The 24,990-nt window shown below is 68.3% G+C and carries 34 protein-coding genes; 30 read left to right on the top strand and 4 right to left on the bottom strand.

The features are described 5' to 3' along the window. Positions 1-54: 54 nt before the first annotated feature. Complete coding sequence (locus AB0I91_RS02765; protein WP_498776536.1) at positions 55-3,951, top strand: DNA-directed RNA polymerase subunit beta'; 3,897 nt, start codon at positions 55-57, stop codon at positions 3,949-3,951. A 193-nt stretch (positions 3,952-4,144) separates the two neighbouring features. Here AB0I91_RS02765 and AB0I91_RS02760 read toward each other — a convergent pair whose 3' ends face one another. The 4 genes from AB0I91_RS02760 to AB0I91_RS02745 all read right to left on the bottom strand — a co-directional run bounded on the left by AB0I91_RS02760 (position 4,145) and on the right by AB0I91_RS02745 (position 6,315). Further along, on the bottom strand, positions 4,145-4,420 hold the full coding sequence (locus AB0I91_RS02760; RefSeq protein WP_498776538.1) for a hypothetical protein: 276 nt from the start codon (positions 4,418-4,420) through the stop codon (positions 4,145-4,147). Between the two features lie 158 nt (positions 4,421-4,578). Continuing rightward, positions 4,579-5,019 carry a hypothetical protein gene (locus tag AB0I91_RS02755; RefSeq protein ID WP_498776540.1) on the bottom strand — a complete coding sequence of 147 codons (441 nt, stop codon included), beginning with the start codon at positions 5,017-5,019 and terminating at the stop codon, positions 4,579-4,581. A 97-nt stretch (positions 5,020-5,116) separates the two neighbouring features. Then, positions 5,117-5,407 carry a TFIIB-type zinc ribbon-containing protein gene (locus tag AB0I91_RS02750; RefSeq protein ID WP_499611651.1) on the bottom strand — a complete coding sequence of 97 codons (291 nt, stop codon included), beginning with the start codon at positions 5,405-5,407 and terminating at the stop codon, positions 5,117-5,119. Between the two features lie 38 nt (positions 5,408-5,445). Continuing rightward, entirely contained in the window at positions 5,446-6,315 is an 870-nt protein-coding gene (locus tag AB0I91_RS02745) for a phosphotransferase family protein (protein WP_498776544.1), read from the bottom strand. Positions 6,316-6,850: 535 nt separating this feature from the next. On the opposite strand from AB0I91_RS02745, the gene rpsL reads away from it, so the two are divergent. From rpsL to map, 29 genes are all read left to right on the top strand, one after another. Next, the gene (gene rpsL / locus AB0I91_RS02740) at positions 6,851-7,225 is read left to right on the top strand and encodes a 30S ribosomal protein S12 (protein ID WP_030473471.1); all 375 of its coding nucleotides are present in this window, start codon (positions 6,851-6,853) and stop codon (positions 7,223-7,225) included. After that, positions 7,225-7,695 carry a 30S ribosomal protein S7 gene (rpsG, locus tag AB0I91_RS02735; protein WP_053715239.1) on the top strand — a complete coding sequence of 157 codons (471 nt, stop codon included), beginning with the start codon at positions 7,225-7,227 and terminating at the stop codon, positions 7,693-7,695. The genes rpsL and rpsG overlap by 1 nt, the downstream gene beginning before the upstream one ends. Positions 7,696-7,789: 94 nt before the next feature. Continuing rightward, complete coding sequence (fusA, locus tag AB0I91_RS02730) at positions 7,790-9,892, top strand: elongation factor G (RefSeq protein ID WP_498776546.1); 2,103 nt, start codon at positions 7,790-7,792, stop codon at positions 9,890-9,892. 139 nt (positions 9,893-10,031) lie between these two features. Further along, entirely contained in the window at positions 10,032-11,225 is a 1,194-nt protein-coding gene (tuf, locus tag AB0I91_RS02725; protein WP_073885921.1) for an elongation factor Tu, read from the top strand. Between the two features lie 336 nt (positions 11,226-11,561). After that, positions 11,562-11,867 (top strand): 30S ribosomal protein S10, encoded by a 306-nt coding sequence (gene rpsJ, locus AB0I91_RS02720; protein WP_003938093.1) that lies wholly within the window; start codon positions 11,562-11,564, stop codon positions 11,865-11,867. A gap of 52 nt (positions 11,868-11,919) precedes the next feature. Next, complete coding sequence (gene rplC, locus AB0I91_RS02715; RefSeq protein WP_360464705.1) at positions 11,920-12,570, top strand: 50S ribosomal protein L3; 651 nt, start codon at positions 11,920-11,922, stop codon at positions 12,568-12,570. A 2-nt stretch (positions 12,571-12,572) separates the two neighbouring features. After that, complete coding sequence (gene rplD, locus AB0I91_RS02710) at positions 12,573-13,265, top strand: 50S ribosomal protein L4 (RefSeq protein WP_498776549.1); 693 nt, start codon at positions 12,573-12,575, stop codon at positions 13,263-13,265. Further along, the gene (gene rplW / locus AB0I91_RS02705) at positions 13,262-13,561 is read left to right on the top strand and encodes a 50S ribosomal protein L23 (protein ID WP_053715234.1); all 300 of its coding nucleotides are present in this window, start codon (positions 13,262-13,264) and stop codon (positions 13,559-13,561) included. Before rplD ends, rplW begins: the two co-directional genes overlap by 4 nt. A gap of 22 nt (positions 13,562-13,583) precedes the next feature. After that, positions 13,584-14,417, top strand: coding sequence for a 50S ribosomal protein L2 (rplB, locus tag AB0I91_RS02700; protein WP_498776551.1), 834 nt, complete (start codon positions 13,584-13,586; stop codon positions 14,415-14,417). An 18-nt stretch (positions 14,418-14,435) separates the two neighbouring features. Further along, the gene (rpsS, locus tag AB0I91_RS02695; protein ID WP_033384221.1) at positions 14,436-14,717 is read left to right on the top strand and encodes a 30S ribosomal protein S19; all 282 of its coding nucleotides are present in this window, start codon (positions 14,436-14,438) and stop codon (positions 14,715-14,717) included. A 35-nt stretch (positions 14,718-14,752) separates the two neighbouring features. Continuing rightward, on the top strand, positions 14,753-15,169 hold the full coding sequence (rplV, locus tag AB0I91_RS02690; RefSeq protein ID WP_053715232.1) for a 50S ribosomal protein L22: 417 nt from the start codon (positions 14,753-14,755) through the stop codon (positions 15,167-15,169). Beyond that, positions 15,169-15,987 carry a 30S ribosomal protein S3 gene (gene rpsC, locus AB0I91_RS02685; RefSeq protein WP_053715231.1) on the top strand — a complete coding sequence of 273 codons (819 nt, stop codon included), beginning with the start codon at positions 15,169-15,171 and terminating at the stop codon, positions 15,985-15,987. The genes rplV and rpsC overlap by 1 nt, the downstream gene beginning before the upstream one ends. Before the next feature lie 3 nt (positions 15,988-15,990). Next, positions 15,991-16,410, top strand: a complete 420-nt coding sequence (gene rplP / locus AB0I91_RS02680) for a 50S ribosomal protein L16 (RefSeq protein ID WP_053715230.1) — start codon at positions 15,991-15,993, stop codon at positions 16,408-16,410. Continuing rightward, a complete protein-coding gene (gene rpmC / locus AB0I91_RS02675) occupies positions 16,410-16,658 on the top strand; it encodes a 50S ribosomal protein L29 (RefSeq protein ID WP_033428581.1) in 249 nt (82 codons plus the stop codon). Before rplP ends, rpmC begins: the two co-directional genes overlap by 1 nt. Further along, positions 16,655-16,936 (top strand): 30S ribosomal protein S17, encoded by a 282-nt coding sequence (gene rpsQ, locus AB0I91_RS02670; RefSeq protein WP_230566487.1) that lies wholly within the window; start codon positions 16,655-16,657, stop codon positions 16,934-16,936. The genes rpmC and rpsQ overlap by 4 nt, the downstream gene beginning before the upstream one ends. A 67-nt stretch (positions 16,937-17,003) precedes the next feature. After that, positions 17,004-17,372: a 50S ribosomal protein L14 gene (rplN, locus tag AB0I91_RS02665; protein ID WP_033436721.1), complete on the top strand. Its 369-nt coding sequence runs from the start codon at positions 17,004-17,006 to the stop codon at positions 17,370-17,372. Positions 17,373-17,374: 2 nt separating this feature from the next. Beyond that, the gene (rplX, locus tag AB0I91_RS02660) at positions 17,375-17,689 is read left to right on the top strand and encodes a 50S ribosomal protein L24 (protein WP_230566488.1); all 315 of its coding nucleotides are present in this window, start codon (positions 17,375-17,377) and stop codon (positions 17,687-17,689) included. Then, entirely contained in the window at positions 17,689-18,252 is a 564-nt protein-coding gene (gene rplE, locus AB0I91_RS02655; RefSeq protein WP_123745278.1) for a 50S ribosomal protein L5, read from the top strand. Before rplX ends, rplE begins: the two co-directional genes overlap by 1 nt. A 2-nt stretch (positions 18,253-18,254) precedes the next feature. Then, positions 18,255-18,440, top strand: coding sequence for a type Z 30S ribosomal protein S14 (locus tag AB0I91_RS02650; RefSeq protein WP_033436724.1), 186 nt, complete (start codon positions 18,255-18,257; stop codon positions 18,438-18,440). Positions 18,441-18,567: 127 nt separating this feature from the next. Beyond that, positions 18,568-18,966 carry a 30S ribosomal protein S8 gene (rpsH, locus tag AB0I91_RS02645; protein ID WP_033428586.1) on the top strand — a complete coding sequence of 133 codons (399 nt, stop codon included), beginning with the start codon at positions 18,568-18,570 and terminating at the stop codon, positions 18,964-18,966. Between the two features lie 17 nt (positions 18,967-18,983). Beyond that, entirely contained in the window at positions 18,984-19,523 is a 540-nt protein-coding gene (gene rplF, locus AB0I91_RS02640) for a 50S ribosomal protein L6 (RefSeq protein ID WP_053715225.1), read from the top strand. 1 nt (position 19,524) lies between these two features. Next, positions 19,525-19,923: a 50S ribosomal protein L18 gene (gene rplR, locus AB0I91_RS02635; protein ID WP_498717896.1), complete on the top strand. Its 399-nt coding sequence runs from the start codon at positions 19,525-19,527 to the stop codon at positions 19,921-19,923. Between the two features lie 34 nt (positions 19,924-19,957). Further along, positions 19,958-20,563, top strand: coding sequence for a 30S ribosomal protein S5 (gene rpsE, locus AB0I91_RS02630; RefSeq protein WP_037329520.1), 606 nt, complete (start codon positions 19,958-19,960; stop codon positions 20,561-20,563). A gap of 2 nt (positions 20,564-20,565) precedes the next feature. Continuing rightward, positions 20,566-20,751 carry a 50S ribosomal protein L30 gene (rpmD, locus tag AB0I91_RS02625; protein WP_033428588.1) on the top strand — a complete coding sequence of 62 codons (186 nt, stop codon included), beginning with the start codon at positions 20,566-20,568 and terminating at the stop codon, positions 20,749-20,751. Next, positions 20,748-21,191 (top strand): 50S ribosomal protein L15, encoded by a 444-nt coding sequence (gene rplO / locus AB0I91_RS02620; protein ID WP_037329521.1) that lies wholly within the window; start codon positions 20,748-20,750, stop codon positions 21,189-21,191. Before rpmD ends, rplO begins: the two co-directional genes overlap by 4 nt. A 185-nt stretch (positions 21,192-21,376) precedes the next feature. Further along, entirely contained in the window at positions 21,377-21,973 is a 597-nt protein-coding gene (locus tag AB0I91_RS02615) for a LysE family translocator (RefSeq protein WP_499634922.1), read from the top strand. A gap of 253 nt (positions 21,974-22,226) precedes the next feature. After that, positions 22,227-23,537, top strand: a complete 1,311-nt coding sequence (gene secY / locus AB0I91_RS02610; protein ID WP_498776561.1) for a preprotein translocase subunit SecY — start codon at positions 22,227-22,229, stop codon at positions 23,535-23,537. Next, positions 23,537-24,088, top strand: coding sequence for an adenylate kinase (locus AB0I91_RS02605; RefSeq protein ID WP_499634919.1), 552 nt, complete (start codon positions 23,537-23,539; stop codon positions 24,086-24,088). Before secY ends, AB0I91_RS02605 begins: the two co-directional genes overlap by 1 nt. Before the next feature lie 50 nt (positions 24,089-24,138). Then, the gene (gene map / locus AB0I91_RS02600) at positions 24,139-24,912 is read left to right on the top strand and encodes a type I methionyl aminopeptidase (RefSeq protein ID WP_498776565.1); all 774 of its coding nucleotides are present in this window, start codon (positions 24,139-24,141) and stop codon (positions 24,910-24,912) included. Positions 24,913-24,990: the final 78 nt, after the last annotated feature.

The raw sequence follows: 24,990 nt of genomic DNA, 5'->3' as shown, positions 1-24,990 counted from the left end.
CCAAGCCACCAGCACCCCAAGCAGCACCGAACCAAAAAGGGGAAGAGAGTAGACGTGCTCGACGTCAACTTCTTCGATGAGCTTCGCATCGGTCTCGCGACCGCGGACGACATCCGCCAGTGGTCCTTCGGCGAGGTCAAGAAGCCCGAGACCATCAACTACCGCACGCTCAAGCCGGAGAAGGACGGCTTGTTCTGCGAGAAGATCTTCGGTCCCACCCGGGACTGGGAGTGCTACTGCGGCAAGTACAAGCGCGTCCGCTTCAAGGGCATCATCTGCGAGCGCTGCGGCGTCGAGGTGACCCGCGCCAAGGTGCGCCGCGAGCGGATGGGCCACATCGAACTGGCCGCGCCCGTCACGCACATCTGGTACTTCAAGGGCGTCCCCAGCCGGTTGGGCTACCTGCTCGACCTGGCACCCAAGGACCTCGAGAAGATCATCTACTTCGCGGCCTACGTCATCGTGGGCGTGAACACCGAGCTGCGCCACAACGACCTGCCCACGCTCGAGAACGAGATGCAGGTCGAGCGCAAGCGGGTCGAGAACCGGCGTGACGCCGACGTCGAGGCCCGGGCGCAGAAGCTGGAGGCCGACCTGGCCGAGCTGGAGGCGGAGGGCGCCAAGTCCGACGTCCGCCGCAAGGTCAAGGAGGGCGGCGAGCGCGAGATGCGCCAGCTCCGCGACCGCGCCCAGCGCGAGCTGGACCGGCTCGACGAGATCTGGTCCACCTTCACCAAGCTCGAGCGCGCCCAGCTGATCGCGGACGAGCTGCTCTACCGCGAGCTGTACGACCGCTACGGCGACTACTTCACCGGCGCCATGGGCGCGGAGGCCATCCAGCGGCTGCTGGGTGACTACGACGTCGACGCCGAGGCCGACGTGCTGCGCGAGACCATCCGCAGCGGCAAGGGCCAGAAGAAGCTGCGCGCCCTCAAGCGGTTGAAGGTCGTGGCCGCCTTCCAGGCGACCCGCAACAACCCGCAGGGCATGGTGCTGGACTGCGTCCCGGTCATCCCGCCGGACCTGCGCCCGATGGTGCAGCTCGACGGTGGCCGCTTCGCCACGTCCGACCTGAACGACCTGTACCGCCGCGTCATCAACCGCAACAACCGCCTCAAGCGACTGATCGACCTCGGCGCGCCCGAGATCATCGTCAACAACGAGAAGCGGATGCTGCAGGAGGCCGTCGACGCGCTGTTCGACAACGGCCGCCGCGGCCGGCCGGTGACGGGCCCGGGCAACCGGCCGCTCAAGTCGCTGTCCGACCTGCTCAAGGGCAAGCAGGGCCGGTTCCGCCAGAACCTGCTCGGCAAGCGCGTCGACTACTCGGGCCGTTCGGTCATCGTGGTCGGCCCGCAGCTGAAGCTGCACCAGTGCGGCCTGCCCAAGCAGATGGCGCTCGAGCTGTTCAAGCCGTTCGTGATGAAGCGGCTGGTCGACCTCAACCACGCGCAGAACATCAAGTCCGCCAAGCGGATGGTGGAGCGCGCGCGCCCCGCCGTGTGGGACGTGCTGGAAGAGGTCATCACCGAGCACCCCGTGCTGCTCAACCGCGCGCCCACGCTGCACCGGCTGGGCATCCAGGCCTTCGAGCCGCAGCTGGTCGAGGGCAAGGCCATCCAGCTGCACCCGCTGGTCTGCGAGGCGTTCAACGCCGACTTCGACGGTGACCAGATGGCGGTCCACCTGCCGCTGTCCGCCGAGGCGCAGGCCGAGGCGCGCGTGCTGATGCTGTCGTCGAACAACATCCTCTCGCCCGCGTCGGGCAAGCCGCTGGCCATGCCGCGTCTGGACATGGTGACCGGCCTGTACCACCTGACCCGGCACAAGAAGGGTGACCTCGGCGAAGGCCAGGCCTACTCCTCGGCCGCCGAGGCGCTGATGGCGTTCGACCGCAAGGTCCTGGGCCTGCAGGCCATGGTCAAGATCCGGATCACGGACAAGAACCCGCCGAAGGGCCAGGAGCCGGAGGGCTGGGAGCCCGGTCAGGCGTGGCTGGCCGAGACCACCCTCGGTCGCGTGCTGTTCAACGAGGTCCTGCCGGCGGACTACCCGTTCATCAACGACGTCATGCCGAAGAAGCGGCAGGCGACGATCATCAACGACCTCGCCGAGCGGTACCCGATGGTCACCGTCGCCCGGACGCTGGACAAGCTGAAGGACGCCGGCTTCTACTGGGCCACCCGGTCGGGCGTCACGGTCGCGATCTCCGACGTGCTCGTGCCGGCTGCCAAGCAGGGCATCCTGGACGAGTACGAGAAGCTCGCGGACGCGGTCGAGAAGCGCTACCAGCGCGGTCAGCTCTCCCACACGGAGCGCAACAACGAGCTGGTCAAGGTGTGGACCAAGGCAACCGAAGAGGTCGCCGAGGTCATGGAGGCCAACTTCCCCGAGGACAACTCGATCCGCATGATCGTGATGTCGGGCGCGGCGGGCAACATGACCCAGGTCCGGTCGCTCGCGGGCATGCGTGGTCTGGTGACCAACCCGAAGGGCGAGTACATCCCGCGGCCGATCAAGAGCTCGTTCCGCGAGGGCTTGTCGGTGCTGGAGTACTTCATCGCCACGCACGGCGCCCGCAAGGGTCTGGCCGACACCGCGCTGCGCACCGCCGACTCGGGTTACCTGACCCGTCGTCTGGTGGACGTGTCGCAGGACGTCATCATCCGCGAGGTCGACTGCGGCACCACGCGCGGCGTGAACATGACGGTCGGCGAGCGGCTGGGCGACAAGGTCGTGCTGGCCGAGTTCGCGCAGACCAGCGTGTACGCGCGGACCATCGCCGAGGACATCACCGACGCCGATGGCAACATCGTGCTCAACCGCGGTGACGACCTGGGCGACCCGGCGCTGGCGACGCTCGTCGAGGCGGGCGTGACCAGGGTCAAGGTCCGCTCGGTGCTGACCTGCGAGTCCGCGGTCGGTGTGTGCGCGTCCTGCTACGGCCGTTCGATGGCGACGGGCAAGCTGGTCGACGTCGGCGAGGCCGTCGGCATCGTCGCCGCGCAGTCCATCGGTGAGCCCGGCACGCAGCTGACCATGCGCACGTTCCACCAGGGTGGTGTGGCCGGTGACGACATCACCACCGGTCTGCCCCGTGTGCAGGAGCTGTTCGAGGCTCGCGTGCCGAAGGGCAAGGCGCCCATCGCGGACGTCGACGGCCGGGTGCGCATCGAGGACGGCGACCGGTTCTGGAAGATCACCCTCATCCCGGACGACGGGTCCGAGGAGATCCTCTTCGAGAAGCTGTCCAAGCGTCAGCGGCTCGCGAACACGGCCACCGGCCCGTTGCAGGACGGCGACCACGTCGGCGTCGGCCAGCAGCTGCTGGAGGGCACGCCCGACCCGCACGAGGTGCTGCGCGTGATGGGCCCGCGTGAGGCCCAGCTGCACCTGGTCGGCGAGGTCCAGAAGGTCTACCGGGCCCAGGGCGTGGCGATCCACGACAAGCACATCGAGGTCATCGTCCGGCAGATGCTGCGCCGGGTGACGATCATCGACTCGGGTGCGACCGAGTTCCTGCCGGGCTCGCTGGTCGAGCGCGCGGAGTTCGAGTCGGGCAACCGGGCCGTGGTGGCCGAGGGTGGCGAGCCCGCCGCCGGCCGTCCGGTGCTGATGGGTATCACGAAGGCGTCGCTGGCCACGGACTCGTGGCTGTCGGCGGCCTCCTTCCAGGAGACGACGAGGGTCTTGACGGACGCCGCCATCAACGGGCGTTCGGACAAGCTCATCGGCCTGAAGGAGAACGTGATCATCGGCAAGCTGATCCCGGCCGGCACCGGCATCAACCGGTACCGGAACATCCAGGTGCAGCCGACCGAGGAAGCGCGTGCGGCGGCGTACGCCATCCCGAGCTACGACGACGGCTACTACACGCCGGACGTCTTCGGCACGGGCACGGGCGCCGCGGTCCCGCTGGACGACTACGACTTCGGCCGCGACTACCGCTGAAGCAGCCAGTCGACTGAAAGGCCCCCGGAGCCTCCCGCTCCGGGGGCCTTTCCGCGCGTGTCGAACGCTCAGGTGTCGAACGTTCAGGTCCCCCGAGTTCAACGCTCGGACGCGTGGTGGGGCACTGCACAGACCGGCCTGCGCGTCTTGAGCGCGGAACTCACGGGTCCTGAGCGTTCGACACGCGCGCGGCTCAGGTGGGGCGGCGGCGGGATTTGGCCAGGGAGCGGGCGCGGGCGACCAGGTCGTCCACGAGGTCCGAGTCCGCGACCGGGGGTGCCAGGTCGGAGCAGCACGGTGGCTTGGTGCGCTTCTCGGTCAGCTTCGGGCGGACGCCGGCCAGTTCGTACAGCGTTTCGTAGAGGTCGCGGCCGGGGTCGTCGTCGTGCGGGCCGACGAGCAGGATCCACGCCGTCCGCGGCGAGGGGAAAGCGACGACCACGCGGTCGGCGCCGCGCAGGTGCTTCACGCACAGGCGTGGCAGCGGTTCGGGGCCGGTGACGCGGTAGCCGAGCGCCAGGCAGCCGCTGTGGGCCAGTTCGTCCAGGAACCTGTCGTAGGCGGCCCTGGCGGCGCCGCGCAGGCCGGCGGCCTGGCCGGCCGCGACGGGCGTTTCGACGACGGTGATCAGCGAACTACGCGTCCTTCGCCGCGGTGCAGCTGCTCCAGGCTGGTGACGAGGTCGTCGCGGTCGAGCAGCGCCGCGTCGCTCAACCGCCGGTGCACCTCGTCCAGCAACGCGCGGTTCTTGCCCGCCCGCCTCAGGTCCGACACGACGTGCAGCACCTCGTGCAGCCGCACGGCGTCCAACAACATCCGGGGCTCCTGGCTGTGGATCGCGAGCACGCCCTCGCGCGCCCACGCCTTGACCGTCTTCTCGGTCAGCTCCAGCAGCTCACCGGCCACCACCGGCCGCACCGGCGGGGCCTTGCGCAGGGCCTTCGCCACCACGCCGTGCAGCTTGCGCCGCCGCTCGTCGTCCTCCGACAAGCTCGACGCGACCTCTTCGATCTCCTCGATCTGGTCGAACAGGTCGCGGATCTGCGCAGCCTCCGTGGCGACGGACATGACGGGACCTCCTCGGGTCACTACCGATTATCACTCTGTTTTCCGGTAGTGACAACGGTGGCCCCGCACCATCGGCGCGGGGCCACCACCACGAGGATCAGGACGAGAAGAACAACCCGCCCAGGCCACGGTGCTTCCGGTGCCCGTAGTGACCACCACCGCCGTAGCCCCAGCCCGGCTGCGGGGCCGGCTGCTGGACGTAGTGGACCTGAGCGGGCTGCGGCGCGACGGGCGGCGGGGGCGGGGGAGCCATCTGCTGCTCGAGCCGGGTGATGGCCTCCAGCTCGCCGTAGTCGAGGAAGACCCCGCGGCAGCCATCACACTGCTCGATGTGCACGCCCATGCGGTCGAAGGTGCGCATGTTCGCATGACACTTGGGACACTGCATCGTGTGAGCCTCCTGCTCTTGACGCGATGGTCCCGATATTAGCCGCGCCGAATGGGTTCGTGTGTCGACACGATCCGCGCGCACGCGTCGATCAGCGCTTCTTGAGCGTCGTTCAACTCCGTCCCGTCGCGCTCCGCAGCGGAAAGGGCACGGGCCGCCATCTGCACGACCAGTGCGCGCGCGGGCGCCTCCAGCACCGACCACGGGTCGTCCCGCGGCACGCCGGCGCCACCCGCGTCCAGGTACGCCCCGAGCAGCCGCCCCCACGCGTCGGCGTCGAGCACGCCCGCCGCGTGCAGCGCGGCCGGCCGCGCCAGATCCCACGCCGGATCACCCACGCCGAGGTCGTCCACGTCGATGAGCCGGTACCCGTCCCGCCACACCAGCTGGCCGAGGTGCCAGTCGCCGTGGATGAGCGTGACGCCGCCGTCGCCGAACTCCGGCAACGTCGCGAACGCCCGCCGCACCAGGTCGGCCGCCGGCGTGGCGAGGGTCAGCTCGCGCACCGCCCGTTCCATCCGGGGCCGGGCGCCGGCCAGGGGCACGGGCGGCGCGAAGTCCGCCGCGGTGAACCGGTGCAGCGCGGCCAGCATCCGCCCCGCCGCCTCCATGGGCAGGTCCTCGGGCTCGCTCTGGGGCACCGGCGTGCCCATCGGCCACGCCGTCACGGCCCGCCCCAGCACGACCGCGGGCGCCGAGCGCGGCGCGAGCAGGAGCTCGCCCAGCCGCGGGTCGGCCGCCAGCCGGAGCCGCTCGGTGAGCACGGCCAGGTCCGTGCCCCGCTCGTGCGCCTTGAGCACCACGTCCGCGACCCGGACCACCACCACGTCGCCGCGCACCGCGAGCACCTCGGGCGAGGCGTCGGCCGCCACCAGCGCGGCCATGCCCGCGATGAGTTCGGAGTTCACCCGACCAGTGTGACCGGCCGCCGGCCCGGCCCCGGCCGCGGTCGCGACGGGCGCACTTCCACCCGAACGAGTGAATGGGTGGCCACTCCGACCTGCGCCGTCCGCCTATTCATGTTCTGATAACCCGTGAGTCGCTCCTCGGTCCTGCGGCCGGTCCCTTCGAGCGAACGGTTGCGAGAACCGCCACAAAACCACCCCCGAACTTGATCGGCGGGCGGCGCGCGTCCGCCCGACCAGGCGCGGCAGCGGATCCGTTTTGACCCGTGGGAACCAGGCGGGGTATCTTTGGTACTCGTGCCCGACCCATGTCGGGCCGCTCCGCGTGCCTACGCGCCAGTGGTGCTGGAAAGCCGGCCGCGGTGACCTCCACGCGTAGGGGCATCCTGGGATGTCGCCTGCGGACCTGGGGCGCTGTGTAGCACTTTCGGTACTGCCGAGAGCGGCGACACGCCCGACCTCGGGTGCAGAGAGGGACCAAGTAAACAGGGCTCGTCGCCCACGCGGCGGGCACGTAAAGGGAAGAAGCAGCCGGCGTATGCCAACGATCCAGCAGCTGGTCCGCAAGGGCCGGCAGGACAAGGTCGCCAAGCAGAAGACCGCGGCGCTCAAGGGCAGCCCGCAGCGGCGCGGTGTGTGCACCCGCGTCTACACGACCACGCCCAAGAAGCCGAACTCGGCGCTGCGCAAGGTCGCCCGCGTGAAGCTCACGAGCGGTATCGAGGTCACGGCTTACATCCCCGGTGAGGGCCACAACCTGCAGGAGCACTCGATGGTGCTCGTGCGCGGCGGTCGTGTGAAGGACCTCCCCGGTGTCCGCTACAAGATCATCCGCGGTTCGCTCGACACGCAGGGCGTGAAGAACCGCAAGCAGGCTCGCAGCCGGTACGGCGCGAAGAAGGAGAAGAGCTGATGCCCCGCAAGGGACCGGCCCCGAAGCGGCCGCTGATCTCCGACCCGGTCTACAGCTCTCCGCTGGTGACCCAGCTCATCAACAAGGTGCTGGTCGACGGCAAGCGCTCCGTGGCCGAGCGGATCGTGTACGGCGCCCTCGAAGGCGCCCGCGACAAGACGGGCACCGACCCGGTGGTGACGCTCAAGCGCGCCCTGGACAACGTCAAGCCCGCGCTCGAGGTGAAGTCCCGCCGCGTCGGTGGCGCCACCTACCAGGTGCCGGTCGAGGTGAAGCCGGGCCGCTCGACCACGCTCGCGCTGCGCTGGCTGATCACCTTCTCCCGGCAGCGCCGTGAGAAGACCATGATCGAGCGCCTGATGAACGAGCTGCTCGACGCGAGCAACGGCCTGGGCGCGAGCGTCAAGCGCCGCGAGGACACGCACAAGATGGCCGAGTCGAACAAGGCCTTCGCCCACTACCGCTGGTGACGTGACGCCAGGCGGGCAGCCCGAGCCGCCCGCCTGGCGCCTCCCAGCCCTAGTGAGCCTGCTACCAGCTAGCTCAAGACAGGGGAAGACACCCGTGGCACAGGACGTGCTCACCGACCTGGCCAAGGTCCGCAACATCGGGATCATGGCCCACATCGACGCGGGCAAGACCACGACGACCGAGCGGATCCTGTTCTACACCGGGATCAGCTACAAGATCGGCGAGGTCCACGACGGCGCCGCGGTGATGGACTGGATGGAGCAGGAGCAGGAGCGCGGCATCACGATCACGTCGGCCGCGACGACCTGCTTCTGGAAGAACCACCAGATCAACATCATCGACACGCCGGGCCACGTCGACTTCACCGTCGAGGTGGAGCGCAACCTCCGCGTCCTCGACGGTGCCGTTGCCGTGTTCGACGGCAAGGAAGGCGTCGAGCCCCAGTCCGAGCAGGTCTGGCGCCAGGCGACCAAGTACGACGTCCCGCGCATCTGCTTCGTCAACAAGATGGACAAGCTCGGCGCGGACTTCTACTTCACCGTGAAGACCATCCAGGACCGCCTGGGCGCGAAGCCGCTGCCGATCCAGCTCCCGATCGGGTCGGAGAGCGACTTCATCGGCGTCATCGACCTGGTCGAGATGCGCGCGCTGACCTGGCGCGGCGAGGTCCAGAAGGGTGAGGACTACACGGTCGAGGAGATCCCGGCCGACCTCGCCGAGAAGGCCGCCGAGTACCGCGAGCAGTTGATCGAGGCCGTCGCCGAGACCGACGACGCCCTGATGGAGGCCTACCTCGGCGGCGAGGAGTTCACCGTCGAGCAGATCAAGGCGGGCATCCGCGCGATCGTCAAGAACCGCGCCGGGTACCCGGTGCTGTGCGGCTCGGCGTTCAAGAACAAGGGCGTCCAGCCCATGCTCGACGCGGTGATCGACTACCTGCCGGCCCCGCTGGACCTCCCGCCGGTCGAGGGCACGCTGCAGGACGGCGAGACGCCGGCCTTCCGCGCGCCGAAGACCGACGAGCCGTTCGCCGCGCTCGCGTTCAAGATCGCCGCGCACCCGTTCTTCGGCAAGCTCACCTACATCCGGGTCTACTCGGGCAAGGTGGCCTCCGGCACCCAGGTCATCAACTCGACCAAGGACCGCAAGGAGCGCATCGGGAAGATCTTCCAGATGCACGCCAACAAGGAGAACCCGGTCGAAGAGGCCATGGCGGGCCACATCTACGCCGTCATCGGCCTGAAGGACACCACCACCGGTGAGACGCTCTGCGACCCGCAGGCGCCCATCGTGCTGGAGTCGATGACCTTCCCCGAGCCGGTCATCCAGGTGGCGATCGAGCCGAAGACGAAGGCCGACCAGGAGAAGCTGGGCACCGCGATCCAGAAGCTGGCCGAGGAGGACCCGACGTTCCGGGTCAACCTGGACCAGGAGACCGGCCAGACGATCATCGCCGGCATGGGCGAGCTCCACCTGGACATCCTGGTGGACCGCATGCGCCGCGAGTTCAAGGTCGAGGCCAACATCGGCAAGCCGCAGGTGGCGTACCGGGAGACGATCCGCCGCAAGGTGGAGAAGTACTCCTACACCCACAAGAAGCAGACCGGTGGTTCCGGCCAGTTCGCGAAGGTCCTCATCGACCTGGAGCCGCTGGAGAAGACCGAGGACGGCGCTCTCTACGAGTTCGTCAACGCGGTCACCGGTGGTCGCATCCCCCGGGAGTACATCCCGTCGGTGGACGCGGGCGCCCAGGACGCGATGCAGTACGGCGTGCTGGCGGGTTACCCGCTGGTGGGCGTCAAGCTGACGCTGGTCGACGGCGCCTACCACGAGGTCGACTCGTCGGAGATGGCGTTCAAGATCGCGGGCTCCATGGCGCTCAAGGAAGCCGCTCGCCAGGCGAGCCCGGCGATCCTCGAGCCGTTGATGGCGGTCGAGGTCACCACGCCCGAGGACTACATGGGCGACGTGATCGGCGACTTGAACTCCCGCCGTGGCCAGATCCAGGCCATGGAGGAGCGCAGCGGCGCCCGTGTCGTCAAGGCACTGGTCCCGCTGTCGGAGATGTTCGGGTATGTCGGCGACCTGCGGTCCAGGACCCAGGGTCGCGCGAACTACTCGATGACCTTTGACTCCTACGCCGAGGTTCCCGCGAACGTCGCGAAGGAGATCATCGCGAAGGCTACGGGCGAGTAACCCCAACCGGAGCACCGCAGCACCACGCGGGCTCTCCGGGGGGATGCCCCGGGGTCCGCACAACCGACCCTGACGTGACGCCCGGCGGGCGGCAATCCGCCCGCCGGGCTAAGCAATAGAAGTCCAGGAGGACAATCCAGTGGCGAAGGCGAAGTTCGAGCGGACGAAGCCGCACGTCAACATCGGCACCATCGGTCACATCGACCACGGCAAGACGACGCTGACCGCGGCGATCTCCAAGGTCCTGCACGACAAGTACCCGGACCTGAACCCCTTCACGCCGTTCGACCAGATCGACAAGGCGCCGGAGGAGAAGCAGCGCGGCATCACCATCTCGATCGCCCACATCGAGTACCAGACCGACAAGCGCCACTACGCGCACGTCGACTGCCCCGGTCACGCCGACTACATCAAGAACATGATCACCGGTGCGGCGCAGATGGACGGCGCCATCCTGGTGGTCGCGGCGACCGACGGCCCGATGCCGCAGACCAAGGAGCACGTGCTCCTGGCCCGCCAGGTCGGTGTGCCCTACATCGTGGTGGCCCTGAACAAGGCCGACATGGTGGACGACGAGGAGATCCTGGAGCTCGTCGAGCTCGAGGTCCGCGAGCTGCTCTCCGAGTACGAGTTCCCCGGTGACGACCTGCCGGTCGTCCGCGTCTCCGCGCTGAAGGCGCTGGAGGGCGACGCCGAGTGGGGCGAGAAGCTCATCGGCCTGATGGACGCCGTGGACGAGAACATCCCGGAGCCCGAGCGCGAGGTCGACCGGCCGTTCCTGATGCCGGTCGAGGACGTGTTCACCATCACCGGTCGTGGCACCGTGGTGACCGGCCGCATCGAGCGCGGCATCATCAAGGTCAACGAAGAGGTCGAGATCGTCGGCATCAAGGAGACCTCGAAGAAGACGACGGTCACCTCGATCGAGATGTTCAAGAAGTTCCTCGACGAGGGCCGCGCGGGCGACAACGCCGCGCTGCTGCTCCGCGGCATCAAGCGCGAGGAGGTGGAGCGCGGCATGGTGATCGTGAAGCCGGGCACCACGACCCCGCACACCGAGTTCGAGGCGCAGGTCTACATCCTGTCGAAGGACGAGGGTGGCCGCCACACGCCGTTCTTCAACAACTACCGCCCGCAGTTCTACTTCCGCACCACGGACGTGACCGGCGTCGTGACCCTCCCCGAGGGCACCGAGATGGTCATGCCGGGCGACACCACGTCGATGAGCGTGAAGCTGATCCAGCCGATCGCCATGGACGAGGGCCTGCGGTTCGCCATCCGCGAGGGTGGCCGCACCGTCGGCGCGGGCTCGGTCACCAAGATCATCAAGTGACCTGGCTCTAATTCTCACCCCCCGATTTGGTCTGCGCACCCGCGTGTGCGACCATTGACGGGTTGCTCGTCGGGGCGGCCGGTTCGAGTCTGGACTCGGCCGCCCCGTCACGAGCGGGGTTTGATCGATTTTGTGAACGTGCGAGTCAATCCCACACGTTTCGTAGTGGGACCGGTCTAAGCGTTGGGCGCGACACGCCCGACCGCGTGGACCGGGCACCGTGACACCGCTCGGTGTCAATCCTGAATAGGGGGCGGAGCGCGCCGGAGGTCCCGTGACCTCGTGCAAGGTGCCCGCACCGCAGCGGTACTAGAAGCAGAGGAACGGCAAGCCATCATGGCGGGACAGAAGATCCGCATCCGGCTCAAGGCCTACGACCACGAGGCGATCGACGCGTCCGCGCGCAAGATCGTCGAGACCGTGACGCGCACCGGCGCTCGGGTCGTCGGGCCTGTGCCGCTGCCCACTGAGAAGAACGTTTACTGCGTCATCCGCTCGCCGCACAAGTACAAGGACTCGCGCGAGCACTTCGAGATGCGCACGCACAAGCGTCTGATCGACATCCTCGACCCGACGCCGAAGACGGTGGACGCGCTCATGCGCATCGACCTGCCGGCGAGCGTCGACGTCAACATCCAGTAAGCGTTGGACGCGGCAGTGTTGATCCCATTTGGGGCGGAGAGTAACGAGACCCATGTCTGACAGGCAGGTTAAGGGCCTCCTGGGCACCAAGCTCGGCATGACTCAGGTCTTCGACGAGAACAACCGGATCGTTCCGGTGACCGTCGTCAAGGCCGAGCCGAACGTGGTCACCCAGGTTCGGACCCAGGAAATCGACGGCTACTCGGCCGTGCAGCTGGCCTTCGGCGCGATCGACCCGCGCAAGGTCAACAAGCCCGTCGCGGGCCACTACGCCAAGGCGGGCGTCACGCCCCGCCGCCACCTGGCGGAGCTGCGCACCACGGATGCGTCCGAGTACACGGTCGGCCAGGAAATCACCGCCGAGGTCTTCGAGGCCGGCGTGGTGGTCGACGTGGTCGGCACCAGCAAGGGCAAGGGCACCGCGGGTGTCATGAAGCGCCACGGGTTCAAGGGCCTCGGCGCCAGCCACGGCACCCAGCGCAAGCACCGCTCGCCGGGTTCCATCGGCGGCTGCGCCACGCCCGGCCGCGTGTTCAAGGGCCTGCGCATGGCGGGTCGGATGGGCAACGTGCGGGTGACCACCCAGAACCTCAAGGTGCACCGCGTGGACGCCGAGTCCGGCCTGCTGCTCATCAAGGGCGCCGTGCCCGGTCCCAAGGGCGGCACCGTGTTCATCAAGACCGCTGCGAAGGGTGGTGCCTGATCATGACTTCCGTTGAGATCCGCACCCCGGCGGGCAAGGCCGACGGCTCCGTCGAGCTGCCTGCCGCGATCTTCGACGCGCAGGCGAACGTGGCCCTGCTGCACCAGGTCGTCGTGGCCCAGCTGGCCGCGGCCCGCCAGGGCACGCACGCCACCAAGACCCGCGGTGAAGTCCGCGGTGGTGGCAAGAAGCCGTACCGGCAGAAGGGCACCGGCCGCGCCCGTCAGGGCTCGACCCGCGCGCCGCAGTTCGCCGGTGGTGGCGTCGTCCACGGCCCCCAGCCGCGTGACTACAGCCAGCGCACCCCCAAGAAGATGAAGGCCGCCGCCCTGCGTGGCGCCCTCTCCGACCGGGCGCGCGCCGAGCAGGTGCACGTGGTGACGAGCTTCGTCGAGGGCGACACGCCGTCGACCAAGGCCGCCCGCAAGGTGCTGGAGTCCGTGACCGAGGCTCGTCGCGTGCTGGCCGTGCTGCTGCGCACCGACGAGGTTTCGTGGGTCAGCCTGCGCAACCTGCCGCACGTGCACATCATCGCGCCGGACCAGCTCAACACCTACGACGTGCTGGTCAACGACGACGTGGTGTTCACCAAGGACGCGCTCGACGTGTTCCTGGCGAGCAAGGCCCAGCACGGGCAGGGCTCCGCCGAGGCCACCGCCGAGTCGTCCGAGGTCGACGAGGAGGCCGCGAAGTGATCCCCGACCACCGGGACATCCTGCTCGCGCCGGTCATCTCCGAGAAGTCCTACGGGCTGCTCGAGGAGAACAAGTACACCTTCGTGGTGGCTCCCGGCTCGAACAAGACCCAGATCAAGATTGCCGTGGAGAAGGTCTTCGGCGTCAAGGTCGTCAGCGTCAACACGCTCAACCGCCAGGGCAAGCGCAAGCGGACCCGGACCGGTTATGGCAAGCGCAAGGACACCAAGCGCGCCATCGTGACGCTGTCCGCCGAGAGCAAGCCGATCGAGATCTTCGGCGGCCCGGCCGCCTGATGACGACGAGGACTGCGTAGAGATGGGCATTCGCAAGTACAAGCCGACGACCCCCGGTCGTCGCGGTGCGAGCGTCTCCGACTTCGCCGAGATCACTCGGACGACGCCGGAGAAGTCGCTGATCCGCCCGCTGCACGGCCGCGGTGGCCGCAACGCGTCGGGCAAGATCACGACGCGGCACAAGGGCGGCGGCCACAAGCGGGCGTACCGCCTCATCGACTTCCGCCGCACCGACAAGGACGGCGTGCCGGCCAAGGTCGCTCACATCGAGTACGACCCCAACCGCACCGCGCGCATCGCGCTGCTGCACTACCTCGACGGCGAGAAGCGCTACATCATCGCCCCGTCGAAGCTGCAGCAGGGCGACATGGTGGAGAACGGCCCCAAGGCCGACATCAAGCCGGGCAACAACCTGCCGCTGCGCAACATCCCGGTCGGCACCGTGGTGCACGCGATCGAGCTCCGCCCCGGCGGCGGCGCGAAGATCGCCCGGTCCGCGGGCGCCAGCGTGCAGCTCGTCGCCAAGGACGGCCCCTACGCCCAGCTGCGGATGCCCTCGGGCGAGATCCGCAACGTGGACGTCCGGTGCCGCGCCACGGTCGGCGAGGTCGGCAACGCCGAGCACCAGAACATCAACTGGGGCAAGGCCGGCCGCATGCGCTGGAAGGGCAAGAAGCCCACCGTGCGTGGTGTCGCCATGAACCCGGTCGACCACCCGCACGGTGGTGGTGAGGGCAAGACCTCCGGTGGTCGCCACCCGGTGAACCCGGCCGGTAAGCCCGAGGGTCGCACCCGCCGCCGTAAGCCAAGCGACAAGCTCATCGTCCGGCGTCGTCGCACCGGTAAGAAGCGCTGAGCAGGGAGGGAGTGAAGGATGCCTCGCAGCCTTAAGAAGGGCCCCTTCGTGGACGACCACCTGCTCAAGAAGGTGGACGCCCTCAACGAGTCGGGCAAGAAGACCGTCATCAAGACCTGGTCCCGCCGGTCGACGATCATCCCCGACATGTTGGGCCACACGATCGCGGTGCACGACGGCCGCAAGCACGTGCCGGTGTTCGTCTCGGAGGCGATGGTCGGGCACAAGCTCGGCGAGTTCGCCCCGACCCGCACGTTCAAGGGCCACATCAAGGACGACCGGAAGTCGCGCCGTCGCTAGGCGACGAACTAGAGGAAGAGCAAGGGGAAGCAGCGATGAACGCCCGTAACGAAGCCGAAGCGCCGGAGTTCCCGCGCGCCGTGGCTCGGGCTCGCTACGTCCGTGACACGCCCATGAAGGTGCGTCGCGTCGTCGAGCTCATCAGGGGTCGTAGCGCCAGCGAGGCCCTGGCCGTGCTCCAGTTCGCGCCGCAGGCGGCATCTGAGCCGGTCCGCAAGGTGCTGCAGAGCGCCGTGGCCAACGCCGAGAACAACCTGTCCCTGGACCCCGACACCCTGTGGGTGTCGAAGGTCTACGTGGACGAGGGCCCGACCCTCAAGCGGTTCCGCCCGCGCGCCCAGGGCCGCGCCTACCGGATCCGCAAGCGGACGAGCCACATCACCGTCGAGGTGGAGAGCCGTCCGAAGAAGACCAGCGCGAAGGCCGGCGCTGACAGGAAGGGGGCTCGGTAGTGGGCCAGAAAATCAACCCGCACGGCTTCCGACTTGGTATCACCACGGACTGGAAGTCCCGCTGGTACGCCGACAAGCAGTACGCGGAGTACGTGGCGGAGGACGTCAAGATCCGCAAGCTGCTGTCCAAGGGCATGGAGCGCGCCGGCATCTCGAAGGTGGAGATCGAGCGCACCCGTGACCGGGTCCGCGTCGACATCCACACCGCCCGGCCGGGCATCGTCATCGGCCGCCGCGGCGCCGAGGCCGACCGCATCCGCGGTGAGCTGGAGAAGCTCACCAAGAAGCAGGTGCAGCTCAACATCCTCGAGGTGAAGAGCCCCGAGTCGGACGCCCAGCTGGTCGCGCAGGGCGTGGCCGAGCAGCTGTCCAACCGGGTGGCGTTCCGCCGCGCGATGCGCAAGGCCATCCAGTCGGCCATGCGCTCGCCCCAGGTGAAGGGCATCCGCGTGCAGTGCGGCGGCCGTCTCGGCGGCGCCGAGATGTCCCGCTCCGAGCACTACCGCGATGGCCGGGTTCCGCTGCACACGCTGCGTGCCGACATCGACTACGGCTTCTTCGAGGCCCGCACCACGTTCGGCCGGATCGGCGTGAAGGTGTGGATCTACAAGGGCGACATCGTCGGTGGCATCAGCGCCAAGCGCGAGCGTGACGCCGCCCCGGCGGCCGACCGCGCACCGCGCCGCGACCGCGCCGACCGCCCGAACCGGGCGCGTCGTTCCGGCGCCAGCGGCACCACCGCGACGAGCACCGAGGCCGGCCGGGCCGCTGCGGGCGACCAGGCCGCCGCACCGACCGAAGAGAAGACGGAGGGCTGAGTCGTGCTCATCCCGCGCAGGGTTAAGCACCGCAAGCAGCACCACCCCGGACGGTCCGGTGCTGCCAAGGGCGGCACGAGGGTCACCTTCGGCGAGTACGGCATCCAGGCTCTGGAGCCCGCCTACGTGACCAACCGGCAGATCGAGTCGGCTCGTATCGCGATCACCCGGCACATCCGCCGTGGTGGCAAGGTCTGGATCAACATCTTCCCGGACCGCCCGCTGACCAAGAAGCCCGCCGAGACCCGCATGGGTTCCGGTAAGGGTTCGCCGGAGTGGTGGGTGGCCAACATCAAGCCGGGTCGGGTGCTCTTCGAGATGAGCTTCCCGAACGAGGCTGTGGCCCGCGAGGCGCTGCGTCGCGCGATCCACAAGCTCCCGATGAAGTGCCGCATCGTTACGCGTGAGGGTGGTGAGTTCTGATGGCAGCGGGTACCACCGCTTCCGAGCTGCGTGAGCTCACCGAGGAAGAGCTCGTGCTGCGCCTGAGGGAGGCGAAGGAGGAGCTGTTCAACCTCCGCTTCCAGATGGCCACCGGGCAGCTCGACAACAACCGCCGCCTGCGCACGGTCCGGCACGAGATCGCCCGGATCTACACCGTGATGCGGGAACGGGAGCTGGGCCTCTCGGCCTCTCCCGACGCGGTTTCCACTGGTGAGGGTGCGGCATGAGCGAGAACAACGAAGTGACTACCGAGGTTCGCAACGACCGCAAGGTCCGCGAGGGCTACGTCGTGTCCGACAAGATGGACAAGACGATCGTGGTGGCGGTCGAGGACCGCAAGAAGCACCGCCGGTACTCGAAGGTCATGCGCTCCACCACCAAGGTGAAGGCGCACGACGAGCAGAACACCGCCGGCGTCGGCGACCGCGTCCTGCTGATGGAGACGCGGCCCCTGTCGGCCACCAAGCGCTGGCGCCTCGTGCAGGTCCTCGAGAAGGCCAAGTAGCCAGTCGTACGACCGAGCCCGTCAGGTCGGAAATCTGGCGGGCCAGGAATGGTCAAGGAGCAGGTAAGTGATCCAACAGGAGTCGCGGCTGCGCGTCGCCGACAACACCGGTGCGAAGGAAATCCTCTGCATCCGTGTTCTCGGTGGCTCGGGCCGCCGCTACGCGGGCATCGGGGACATCATCGTCGCGACGGTGAAGCAGGCCATCCCGGGTGCCGGCGTCAAGAAGGGCGACGTCGTCAAGGCGGTCATCGTCCGGACCGTGAAGGAGAAGCGTCGTCCCGACGGCTCCTACATCCGGTTCGACGAGAACGCCGCGGTGCTCATCAAGAACGACAACGAGCCGCGGGGCACCCGCATCTTCGGCCCGGTCGGTCGGGAGCTGCGCGACAAGAAGTTCATGAAGATCATCTCGTTGGCGCCGGAGGTGCTCTGACCATGAAGGTGAAGAAGGGCGACACGGTCGTCGTAATCGCCGGCAAGGACAAGGGCGCTCGCGGCAAGGTCATCCAGGCCTACCCCGCTGAGAGCCGCGTCCTGGTCGAGGGCGTCAACCGCATCAAGAAGCACACCCGGATCTCGCAGACCGAGCGCGGCGCGCAGTCGGGCGGCATCGTGACGCAGGAGGCCCCCATCCACGTGTCCAACGTGATGGTGGTCGACGCGGACGGCAAGCCGACCCGTGTGGGCTACCGGACGAACGACGAGGGCAAGCGGGTCCGCATTTCCCGTCGTAACGGGAAGGACATCTGATGACCACCGTTGAGAAGACGCTGCCGCGGCTGAAGGTTCGCTACCGCGAGGAGATCGTCGCCTCGCTGCGCGAGCAGTTCGAGTACGCCAACGTCATGCAGATCCCGGGCGTGGTGAAGGTCGTCGTCAACATGGGTGTCGGCGACGCCGCCCGCGACGGCAAGCTGATCGAGGGCGCCGTCAAGGACCTGTCGATCATCACGGGCCAGCGGCCCGAGGTCCGCCGGGCCCGCAAGTCCATCGCGCAGTTCAAGCTGCGCGAGGGCATGCCGATCGGCGCGCGCGTCACGCTGCGCGGCGACCGCATGTGGGAGTTCCTGGACCGGCTGCTGACGATCGCGCTGCCCCGCATCCGCGACTTCCGCGGTCTGTCGGGCAAGCAGTTCGACGGCAACGGGAACTACACGTTCGGCCTCAACGAGCAGTCGATGTTCCACGAGATCGACCCGGACGCCATCGACCGCCCCCGCGGTATGGACATCACCGTGGTGACGACCGCGACCAACGACGAAGAGGGCCGGGCGCTGCTGAAGCTCCTGGGCTTCCCGTTCAAGGAGAACTGATCATGGCCAAGAAGGCGCTGATCAACAAGGCCGCGGCCAAGCCGAAGTTCAAGGTGCGGGGTTACACCCGCTGCCAGCGTTGCGGTCGCCCGCACTCGGTGTTCCGCAAGTTCGGCCTGTGCCGGATCTGCCTCCGCGAGATGGCGCACCGGGGCGAGCTGCCCGGTGTGAACAAGTCCAGCTGGTAAGTCCGGCTCGGCGGCAGGTTTTTCTAGTCTCATCACTTCGCTGTAGGCCCGTCCACGACCAGCCGGCCGCAACGCCGGCTCGGACCCTGGCTGGGGAACCGCAGCGAGAAAGGTTGACCAGGTCACCATGACGATGACCGACCCGATCGCAGACATGTTGACGCGTCTGCGGAACGCGAACTCGGCTTACCACGACAAGGTCGTGATGCCGCACTCGAAGTTGAAGGCCAACATCGCCGAGATCCTCAAGCGCGAGGGCTACATCGCGAGCTACCGCGATGAGCAGGGCGACGTGGCCAAGAACCTGGTTATCGAGCTGAAGTACGGCCCGAACCGGGAGCGCAGCATCGCCGGCCTCCGCCGCGTGTCGAAGCCGGGCCTGCGCGTGTACGCGAAGTCGACCAACCTGCCGAAGGTGCTGGGCGGTCTGGGCGTCGCGATCATTTCGACCTCTGGCGGTCTGATGACCGACCGCCAGGCCAACAAGTCGGGCGTGGGCGGAGAAGTCCTCGCCTACGTCTGGTGAGGAAGGGGGACTAGGCAATGTCGCGCATCGGAAAACTGCCGATCACCGTCCCCTCCGGGGTCGACGTGAACATCGACGGCCAGGCTGTGAGCGTCAAGGGGCCCAAGGGCACCCTGTCGCTCAACATCGCTGAGCCGATCATCATCGAGAAGGCCGACGACGGCACCCTCGAGGTGAAGCGCCCGAACGACGAGCGTCGCAGCCGTTCGCTGCACGGCCTGTCGCGCACCTTGGTGCAGAACATGGTCGTGGGCGTGACCCAGGGCTACGAGAAGAAGATGGAGATCCACGGCGTCGGCTACCGCGTGGCGCTGAAGGGCTCCGACCTGGAGTTCGCGCTGGGCTACAGCCACCCGGTGAAGGTGGAGGCCCCCGAGGGCATCACCTTCGCGGTGGAGACCCCGACCCGGTTCTCCGTGGCCGGCATCGACAAGCAGCTCGTGGGCGAGGTCGCCGCCAACATCCGCAAGCTCCGCAAGCCCGACCCGTACAAGGGCAAGGGCGTGCGGTACGCGGGCGAGAAGATCCGCCGCAAGGTCGGAAAGACGGGTAAGTGACATGAGCGAGACTGCAACGAAGCGCAAGCCGGTGGGCAAGGACATCTCGACCACTCGCCGCATCGCCAAGACGCGCCGTCACTTCCGCCTCCGCAAGAAGGTCAGCGGCACGGCGGAGCGCCCGCGCCTGGTCGTGCACCGCTCGTCGAAGCACATCACCGTGCAGATCATCGACGACCTCGCCGGCCACACGATCGCGGCGGCGTCCTCCGTCGAGGCGGACGTCCGGTCGATCGACGGCGACAAGAAGGCCCGTGCGGCGAAGGTCGGCCAGCTGGCCGCCGCCCGTGCCAAGGACGCCGGGATCAGCAAGGTGGTCTTCGACCGCGGCGGCAACGCCTACCACGGTCGGATCGCCGCTCTGGCCGATGCCGCTCGCGAGGCTGGGCTGGAGTTCTGACAATGCACATGAACCGAATTGAGAGGGACGCCTGATGCCAGGACGCACGCGTCGCGAAGGCGGCGGGGGCGAGCGCGGAGAGCGCCGCGACCGCCGTGACGGTGGCCGCGGCGGAGCGGCCCAGGAGAAGACCCCGCACCTGGAGCGCGTGGTTGCGATCAACCGCGTCTCCAAGGTCGTGAAGGGTGGTCGTCGCTTCAGCTTCACCGCGCTGGTCGTGGTCGGCGACGGCGACGGCATGGTCGGTGTCGGCTACGGCAAGGCCAAGGAAGTCCCGGCGGCGATCGCCAAGGGTGTGGAGGAGGCGAAGAAGAACTTCTTCCGCGTCCCCCGCATCGCGGGCACGATCCCTCACCCGATCCAGGGCGAGAAGGCGGCCGGTGTCGTGCTGCTCCGTCCGGCCTCGGCCGGTACCGGTGTCATCGCCGGTGGCGCGGTCCGCGCGGTGCTGGAGTGCGCCGGTGTCCACGACGTGCTGAGCAAGTCGCTGGGCTCCGACAACGCGATCAACATCGTGCACGCCACGGTGGCGGCCCTGAAGGGCCTCCAGCGTCCCGAGGAGGTGGCCGCCCGTCGCGGTCTGCCGCTCGAGGATGTGGCTCCCGCCGGCATGCTCCGTGCCCGTGCAGGGGCGGTGTGACCATGGCGCAGCTCAAGGTGACCCAGGTCAAGAGCAGCATCGGTACCAAGCACAACCACCGTGAGTCCCTCCGGACCCTGGGGTTGCGCAAGATCCGCCAGTCGGTGGTCCGCGAGGACACGCCGCAGGTGCGCGGTTTGATCCACGCCGTTCGCCACCTGGTGGTCGTCGAGGAGGTCCAGTCGTGACCATCAAGATCCATGACCTGCGTCCGGCCCCCGGCGCCAAGACCGCGAAGACCCGTGTCGGTCGCGGTGAGGGCTCCAAGGGCAAGACGGCCGGTCGCGGCACGAAGGGCACCGGAGCGCGGAAGAACGTCTCGCCGCGCTTCGAGGGTGGCCAGATGCCGCTGCACATGCGCCTGCCGAAGCTGAAGGGCTTCCGCAACCCGTTCCGCACGGAGTACCAGGTCGTGAACGTGGGCGACATCGCCCGCCTGTTCCCGAACGGTGGCCGGGTGGACGTGGACGCCCTCATCAACGCGGGCCTGGTGCGCAAGAACGAGCTCGTGAAGGTCCTCGGCAACGGTGACCTGGACGGCGTGAAGGTCGACGTCGTGGCGAACAAGTTCTCCGGCAGCGCGGTCGAGAAGATCGCCGCCGCCGGTGGCACCACCACCGTGCTCTGACGCGCGAAGCACTGCCGAACGGCCCCGGAGCCTCCCGCTCCGGGGCCGTTCGCGTACCCGGGTTCTTGACGGTTGCCGGCGGTCGGGCGGTGCGTCCCGCCGCGCGGGAAGCGCGCTCGCGGCGCTGATGAGACGGTGTTCGCGCAGGGCGTAAAACCGGTTGGCGGCGGGGTTAGCGTGCACCCATGTGGCTCGCCGTCTTCTTCGGCGCCTCGGTGCTGGTCGCACTGACCCCGGGCGCCAACAACCTCCTGGGCATGCACCACGGGGTCCACCACGGGCCGTTGCGGGCCGTGGTGGCGCTCCTGGGCCGTCTTGCGGCCTTCTCCCTGATGGTCGGCGCGGTCGTCGCGGGGCTCGGGCCCGTCCTGGCCGCCAGCCACACCGCGCTCACCGTGATCAAGTGGGTCGGCGTCGCCTACCTCGTCTACCTGGCCGTGCGCATCCTGACGACCAAGGAGACCGGGGAGAGGCAGGTCGGGAACGGCGCTCCGCTGCGCAAGGAGTTCCTGGTGGCGATCAGCAACCCCAAGGCGCTGCTGATCTTCACCGCGTTCGTGCCCCAGTTCGTCGACCCCGCGCGGGGCCCCATCCCGGTGCAGCTCGCGACCCTCGGCGCGGTCTACCTGGCCGCGGAGGCGCTGGCGGGCACGGCGTACGTGGCGCTGGGCGCGGGTATCCGCAAGGCGGGGCTGACCAGGCGTGCCAAGGCCCGGCTGGACAAGGGCACGGCGGCCGTCCTGCTCGGCATGGCCGGGGTGCTGGCGACCAGCCGAACTTGATCCATTCGGGGGCTTGCCGGCGACCGTAGTCGATCGGGTACGAAGTGTGAGGGAAGACTGACTACGGCGATCGGCCAAGCGGCTGTTAAAGTCGCGGGCTGAACCCGGATGCCCTCCGGGTCGGTCGCGGCTATCCGTCGCTTCCGCCACCGTCGGCGATGGTCGACGGCATGTCCGCAAGACTGTGCCGGCAACACAGCCGGCACCGCAGGATGCCGACCCCAGTGGGGCGGCAACGCTGATGGAGGTTCGCGTGCTCGGCGCATTCCGCTCGGCTCTCGCGACGCCGGACCTACGCAAGAAGATCCTCTTCACACTGGGGATCGTCGTGGTGTACCGGTTGGGCGCCACCATGCCCGCGCCGGGCGTCTCCTTCAAGAACGTCAAACAGTGTGTCGAGTCGGTCGACCAGCAGGGGATCTACTCCCTGATCAACCTGTTCAGCGGTGGCGCGCTGCTGAACTTGTCGATCTTCGCGCTCGGCATCATGCCCTACATCACGGCGAGCATCATCGTCCAGCTGCTCACCGTGGTGATTCCGCGGTTCGAGCAGCTGAAGAAGGAAGGGCAGGCGGGTCAGGGCAAGCTGACCCAGTACACCCGCTACCTGACCATCGCGCTCGCCGTCCTGCAGTCCACGGGCATCATCGCGCTGGCCGTGCGCGGGCAGCTGTTCCAGAACTGCGAAGTGCCGGTCATCCCCGACGACAGCATCTTCAACCTGGTCGTCCTCGTGGTCGTGATGACCGCGGGCACCAGCGTGATCATGTGGCTCGGCGAGATCATCACCGAGAAGGGGATCGGCAACGGCATGTCGCTGCTGATCTTCACCGGCATCGCGGCGCGCATCCCGATCGAGGGCAAGATCATCCTCGACCGCGGCGGCCTGACGTTCTTCCTGGTCTGCGTCGCGGCCCTGCTGATCATCGCGAGCGTCATCTACGTGGAGCAGGCGCAGCGCCGCATCCCGGTCCAGTACGCGAAGCGGATGATCGGCCGGCGGATGTACGGCGGCACGTCGACCTACCTGCCGCTGAAGGTGAACCAGGCCGGTGTCATCCCGGTCATCTTCGCCTCGTCGCTGCTGTACCTGCCCGACCTGATCTCGCGCCTGACCGCCTCCACCGACGGCTCGGCGCCGAACTGGTGGGAGAGCTTCGTCGCGACGCACCTGGTGAGCCAGTCCAGCCCGGTGCACATCGCGCTGTACTTCCTGCTGATCGTCTTCTTCACGTACTTCTACGTCGGCATCACGTTCAACCCGGACGAGCGCGCGGACGAGATGAAGAAGTTCGGTGGGTTCATCCCGGGCATCCGGCCGGGCCGTCCCACCGCCGAGTACCTCCGCTTCGTGTTGGGGCGGATCACGCTGCCGGGCTCGCTCTACCTGGGCATCGTCGCCATCCTGCCGAACCTGTTCCTCGACCTGACCGGTCAGGGCCAGAACCAGAACTTCCCGTTCGGCGGCACGGCGGTGCTGATCATGGTCGGTGTCGGTCTCGACACCGTGAAGCAGATCGAGAGCCAGCTCATGCAGCGCAACTACGAAGGGTTCCTCCGCTAGTGCGACTCGTTCTCGTCGGCCCGCCCGGTGCGGGCAAGGGCACCCAGGCCAAAACGCTCAGCCGCGAGCTCGGCGTGCCGCACATCTCCACCGGGGACCTGTTCCGCGCCCACATCAGCGAGCAGACCGATCTGGGCAAGGAAGTCCAGGAGTACCTGGACGCGGGCGAGTTGGTGCCGGACGAGGTGACCAACGAGATGGTGCGCGTCCGGCTCTCGCAGCCGGACGCCACCGACGGCTTCCTGCTCGACGGCTTCCCGCGCAACACCGCCCAGGCGGGCGTGCTGGGCGAGATGCTGGCGGCCGAGGGCGAGAAGCTCGACGCGGTGCTGGAGTTCCGGATCGACGAGGACGTCGTGGTCGAGCGCCTGCTCGCCCGGGGTCGCACGGACGACAAGGAAGACGTGATCCGGCACCGCCAGCAGGTGTACCGGACGGAGACCGCGCCGCTGCTCGACTACTACGCCGACATCGTCGTGAGCATCGACGCCGTCGGTGAGGTCGACGAGATCAGCAAGCGCGCTCTCCGCGCGTTGCGCGACCTGAAGTGAGCGGTGGACTTGTCGATGCGCTGCGTCGGGTCGTTCCTGGTCGAGACCGCATGATCGAGATCAAGAGCCGCGGCCAGCTCGAAGCCATGAGGGCTGCCGGGCTGGTCGTGGCGCGCACGTTGGCGCTGCTGGCGTCGCACGCGAAGGCCGGCGTCAGCACGGCCGAGTTGGACGAGCTGGCCGAGCAGAGCATCCGCGACGCCGGCGCCATCCCGTCGTTCAAGGGCTACCACGGGTTCCCCGCGTCGATCTGCGCGTCGGTGAACGAGCAGATCGTCCACGGCATCCCCAGCCGGACCCAGGTGCTCGCCGAGGGCGACCTGATCTCGATCGACTGCGGCGCCATCCTCGACGGGTGGCACGGCGACTCGGCGATCACCCTGCCGGTCGGCGAGGTGACGGACGCGGAGCTGAAGCTGTCCGAGGCGACCCGCGCGTCGATGCTGGCCGGCATCGAGGCCGCGGTCGCCGGCGGGCGGCTCGGGGACGTCTCGTTCGCGATCGAGTCGGCCACCATCCTGGCCGGCGAGGAGCACGGGGTCGAGTACGGCATCGTGGAGGGCTACGGCGGCCACGGCATCGGCACGAAGATGCACATGGACCCGTTCCTGCCGAACCACGGCAAGCCCGGCAAGGGGCCGCGCCTCAAGGTGGGCATGGCGATCGCCATCGAGCCGATGCTCACGCTCGGGACCGAGCGGACGGTCGAGCTGGACGACGGCTGGACCGTCATCACGGCGGACGGCTCGAGGGCCGCGCACTGGGAGCACTCGGTGGCCATCACCGACGACGGGCCCTGGGTGCTGACGGCCCTGGACGACTGACTCCGGCCGGCTGGCTGACTGATTTCTGTAGAACCGCCTTCCTGCGCCGGTGGCCCGTACTCGGGTCACCGGCGTTTG

Origin of the sequence: Actinosynnema sp. NPDC049800 (genome assembly GCF_040656635.1) — a bacterium.
In the GTDB taxonomy this organism is placed as follows: Bacteria; Actinomycetota; Actinomycetes; order Mycobacteriales; family Pseudonocardiaceae; genus Actinosynnema.
Note: the sequence above shows the minus strand (reverse complement) of the source record. Positions and strands in the feature narration are given on the sequence as shown.

What these genes read in the sequence shown, in the direction of transcription:
- AB0I91_RS02755 (WP_498776540.1), bottom strand. Translation starts at nt 5,019, where the DNA reads ATGTCCGTCGCCACGGAGGCTGCGCAGATCCGCGACCTGTTCGACCAG.
- AB0I91_RS02750 (WP_499611651.1), bottom strand. Translation starts at nt 5,407, where the DNA reads ATGCAGTGTCCCAAGTGTCATGCGAACATGCGCACCTTCGACCGCATG.
- rpsL (WP_030473471.1), top strand. Translation starts at nt 6,851, where the DNA reads ATGCCAACGATCCAGCAGCTGGTCCGCAAGGGCCGGCAGGACAAGGTC.
- rpsG (WP_053715239.1), top strand. Translation starts at nt 7,225, where the DNA reads ATGCCCCGCAAGGGACCGGCCCCGAAGCGGCCGCTGATCTCCGACCCG.
- rpsJ (WP_003938093.1), top strand. Translation starts at nt 11,562, where the DNA reads ATGGCGGGACAGAAGATCCGCATCCGGCTCAAGGCCTACGACCACGAG.
- rplC (WP_360464705.1), top strand. Translation starts at nt 11,920, where the DNA reads ATGTCTGACAGGCAGGTTAAGGGCCTCCTGGGCACCAAGCTCGGCATG.
- rplD (WP_498776549.1), top strand. Translation starts at nt 12,573, where the DNA reads ATGACTTCCGTTGAGATCCGCACCCCGGCGGGCAAGGCCGACGGCTCC.
- rplB (WP_498776551.1), top strand. Translation starts at nt 13,584, where the DNA reads ATGGGCATTCGCAAGTACAAGCCGACGACCCCCGGTCGTCGCGGTGCG.
- rpsS (WP_033384221.1), top strand. Translation starts at nt 14,436, where the DNA reads ATGCCTCGCAGCCTTAAGAAGGGCCCCTTCGTGGACGACCACCTGCTC.
- rplV (WP_053715232.1), top strand. Translation starts at nt 14,753, where the DNA reads ATGAACGCCCGTAACGAAGCCGAAGCGCCGGAGTTCCCGCGCGCCGTG.
- rpmC (WP_033428581.1), top strand. Translation starts at nt 16,410, where the DNA reads ATGGCAGCGGGTACCACCGCTTCCGAGCTGCGTGAGCTCACCGAGGAA.
- rpsQ (WP_230566487.1), top strand. Translation starts at nt 16,655, where the DNA reads ATGAGCGAGAACAACGAAGTGACTACCGAGGTTCGCAACGACCGCAAG.
- rplX (WP_230566488.1), top strand. Translation starts at nt 17,375, where the DNA reads ATGAAGGTGAAGAAGGGCGACACGGTCGTCGTAATCGCCGGCAAGGAC.
- rplE (WP_123745278.1), top strand. Translation starts at nt 17,689, where the DNA reads ATGACCACCGTTGAGAAGACGCTGCCGCGGCTGAAGGTTCGCTACCGC.
- AB0I91_RS02650 (WP_033436724.1), top strand. Translation starts at nt 18,255, where the DNA reads ATGGCCAAGAAGGCGCTGATCAACAAGGCCGCGGCCAAGCCGAAGTTC.
- rpsH (WP_033428586.1), top strand. Translation starts at nt 18,568, where the DNA reads ATGACGATGACCGACCCGATCGCAGACATGTTGACGCGTCTGCGGAAC.
- rplF (WP_053715225.1), top strand. Translation starts at nt 18,984, where the DNA reads ATGTCGCGCATCGGAAAACTGCCGATCACCGTCCCCTCCGGGGTCGAC.
- rplR (WP_498717896.1), top strand. Translation starts at nt 19,525, where the DNA reads ATGAGCGAGACTGCAACGAAGCGCAAGCCGGTGGGCAAGGACATCTCG.
- rpsE (WP_037329520.1), top strand. Translation starts at nt 19,958, where the DNA reads ATGCCAGGACGCACGCGTCGCGAAGGCGGCGGGGGCGAGCGCGGAGAG.
- rpmD (WP_033428588.1), top strand. Translation starts at nt 20,566, where the DNA reads ATGGCGCAGCTCAAGGTGACCCAGGTCAAGAGCAGCATCGGTACCAAG.
- AB0I91_RS02615 (WP_499634922.1), top strand. Translation starts at nt 21,377, where the DNA reads ATGTGGCTCGCCGTCTTCTTCGGCGCCTCGGTGCTGGTCGCACTGACC.
- map (WP_498776565.1), top strand. Translation starts at nt 24,139, where the DNA reads ATGATCGAGATCAAGAGCCGCGGCCAGCTCGAAGCCATGAGGGCTGCC.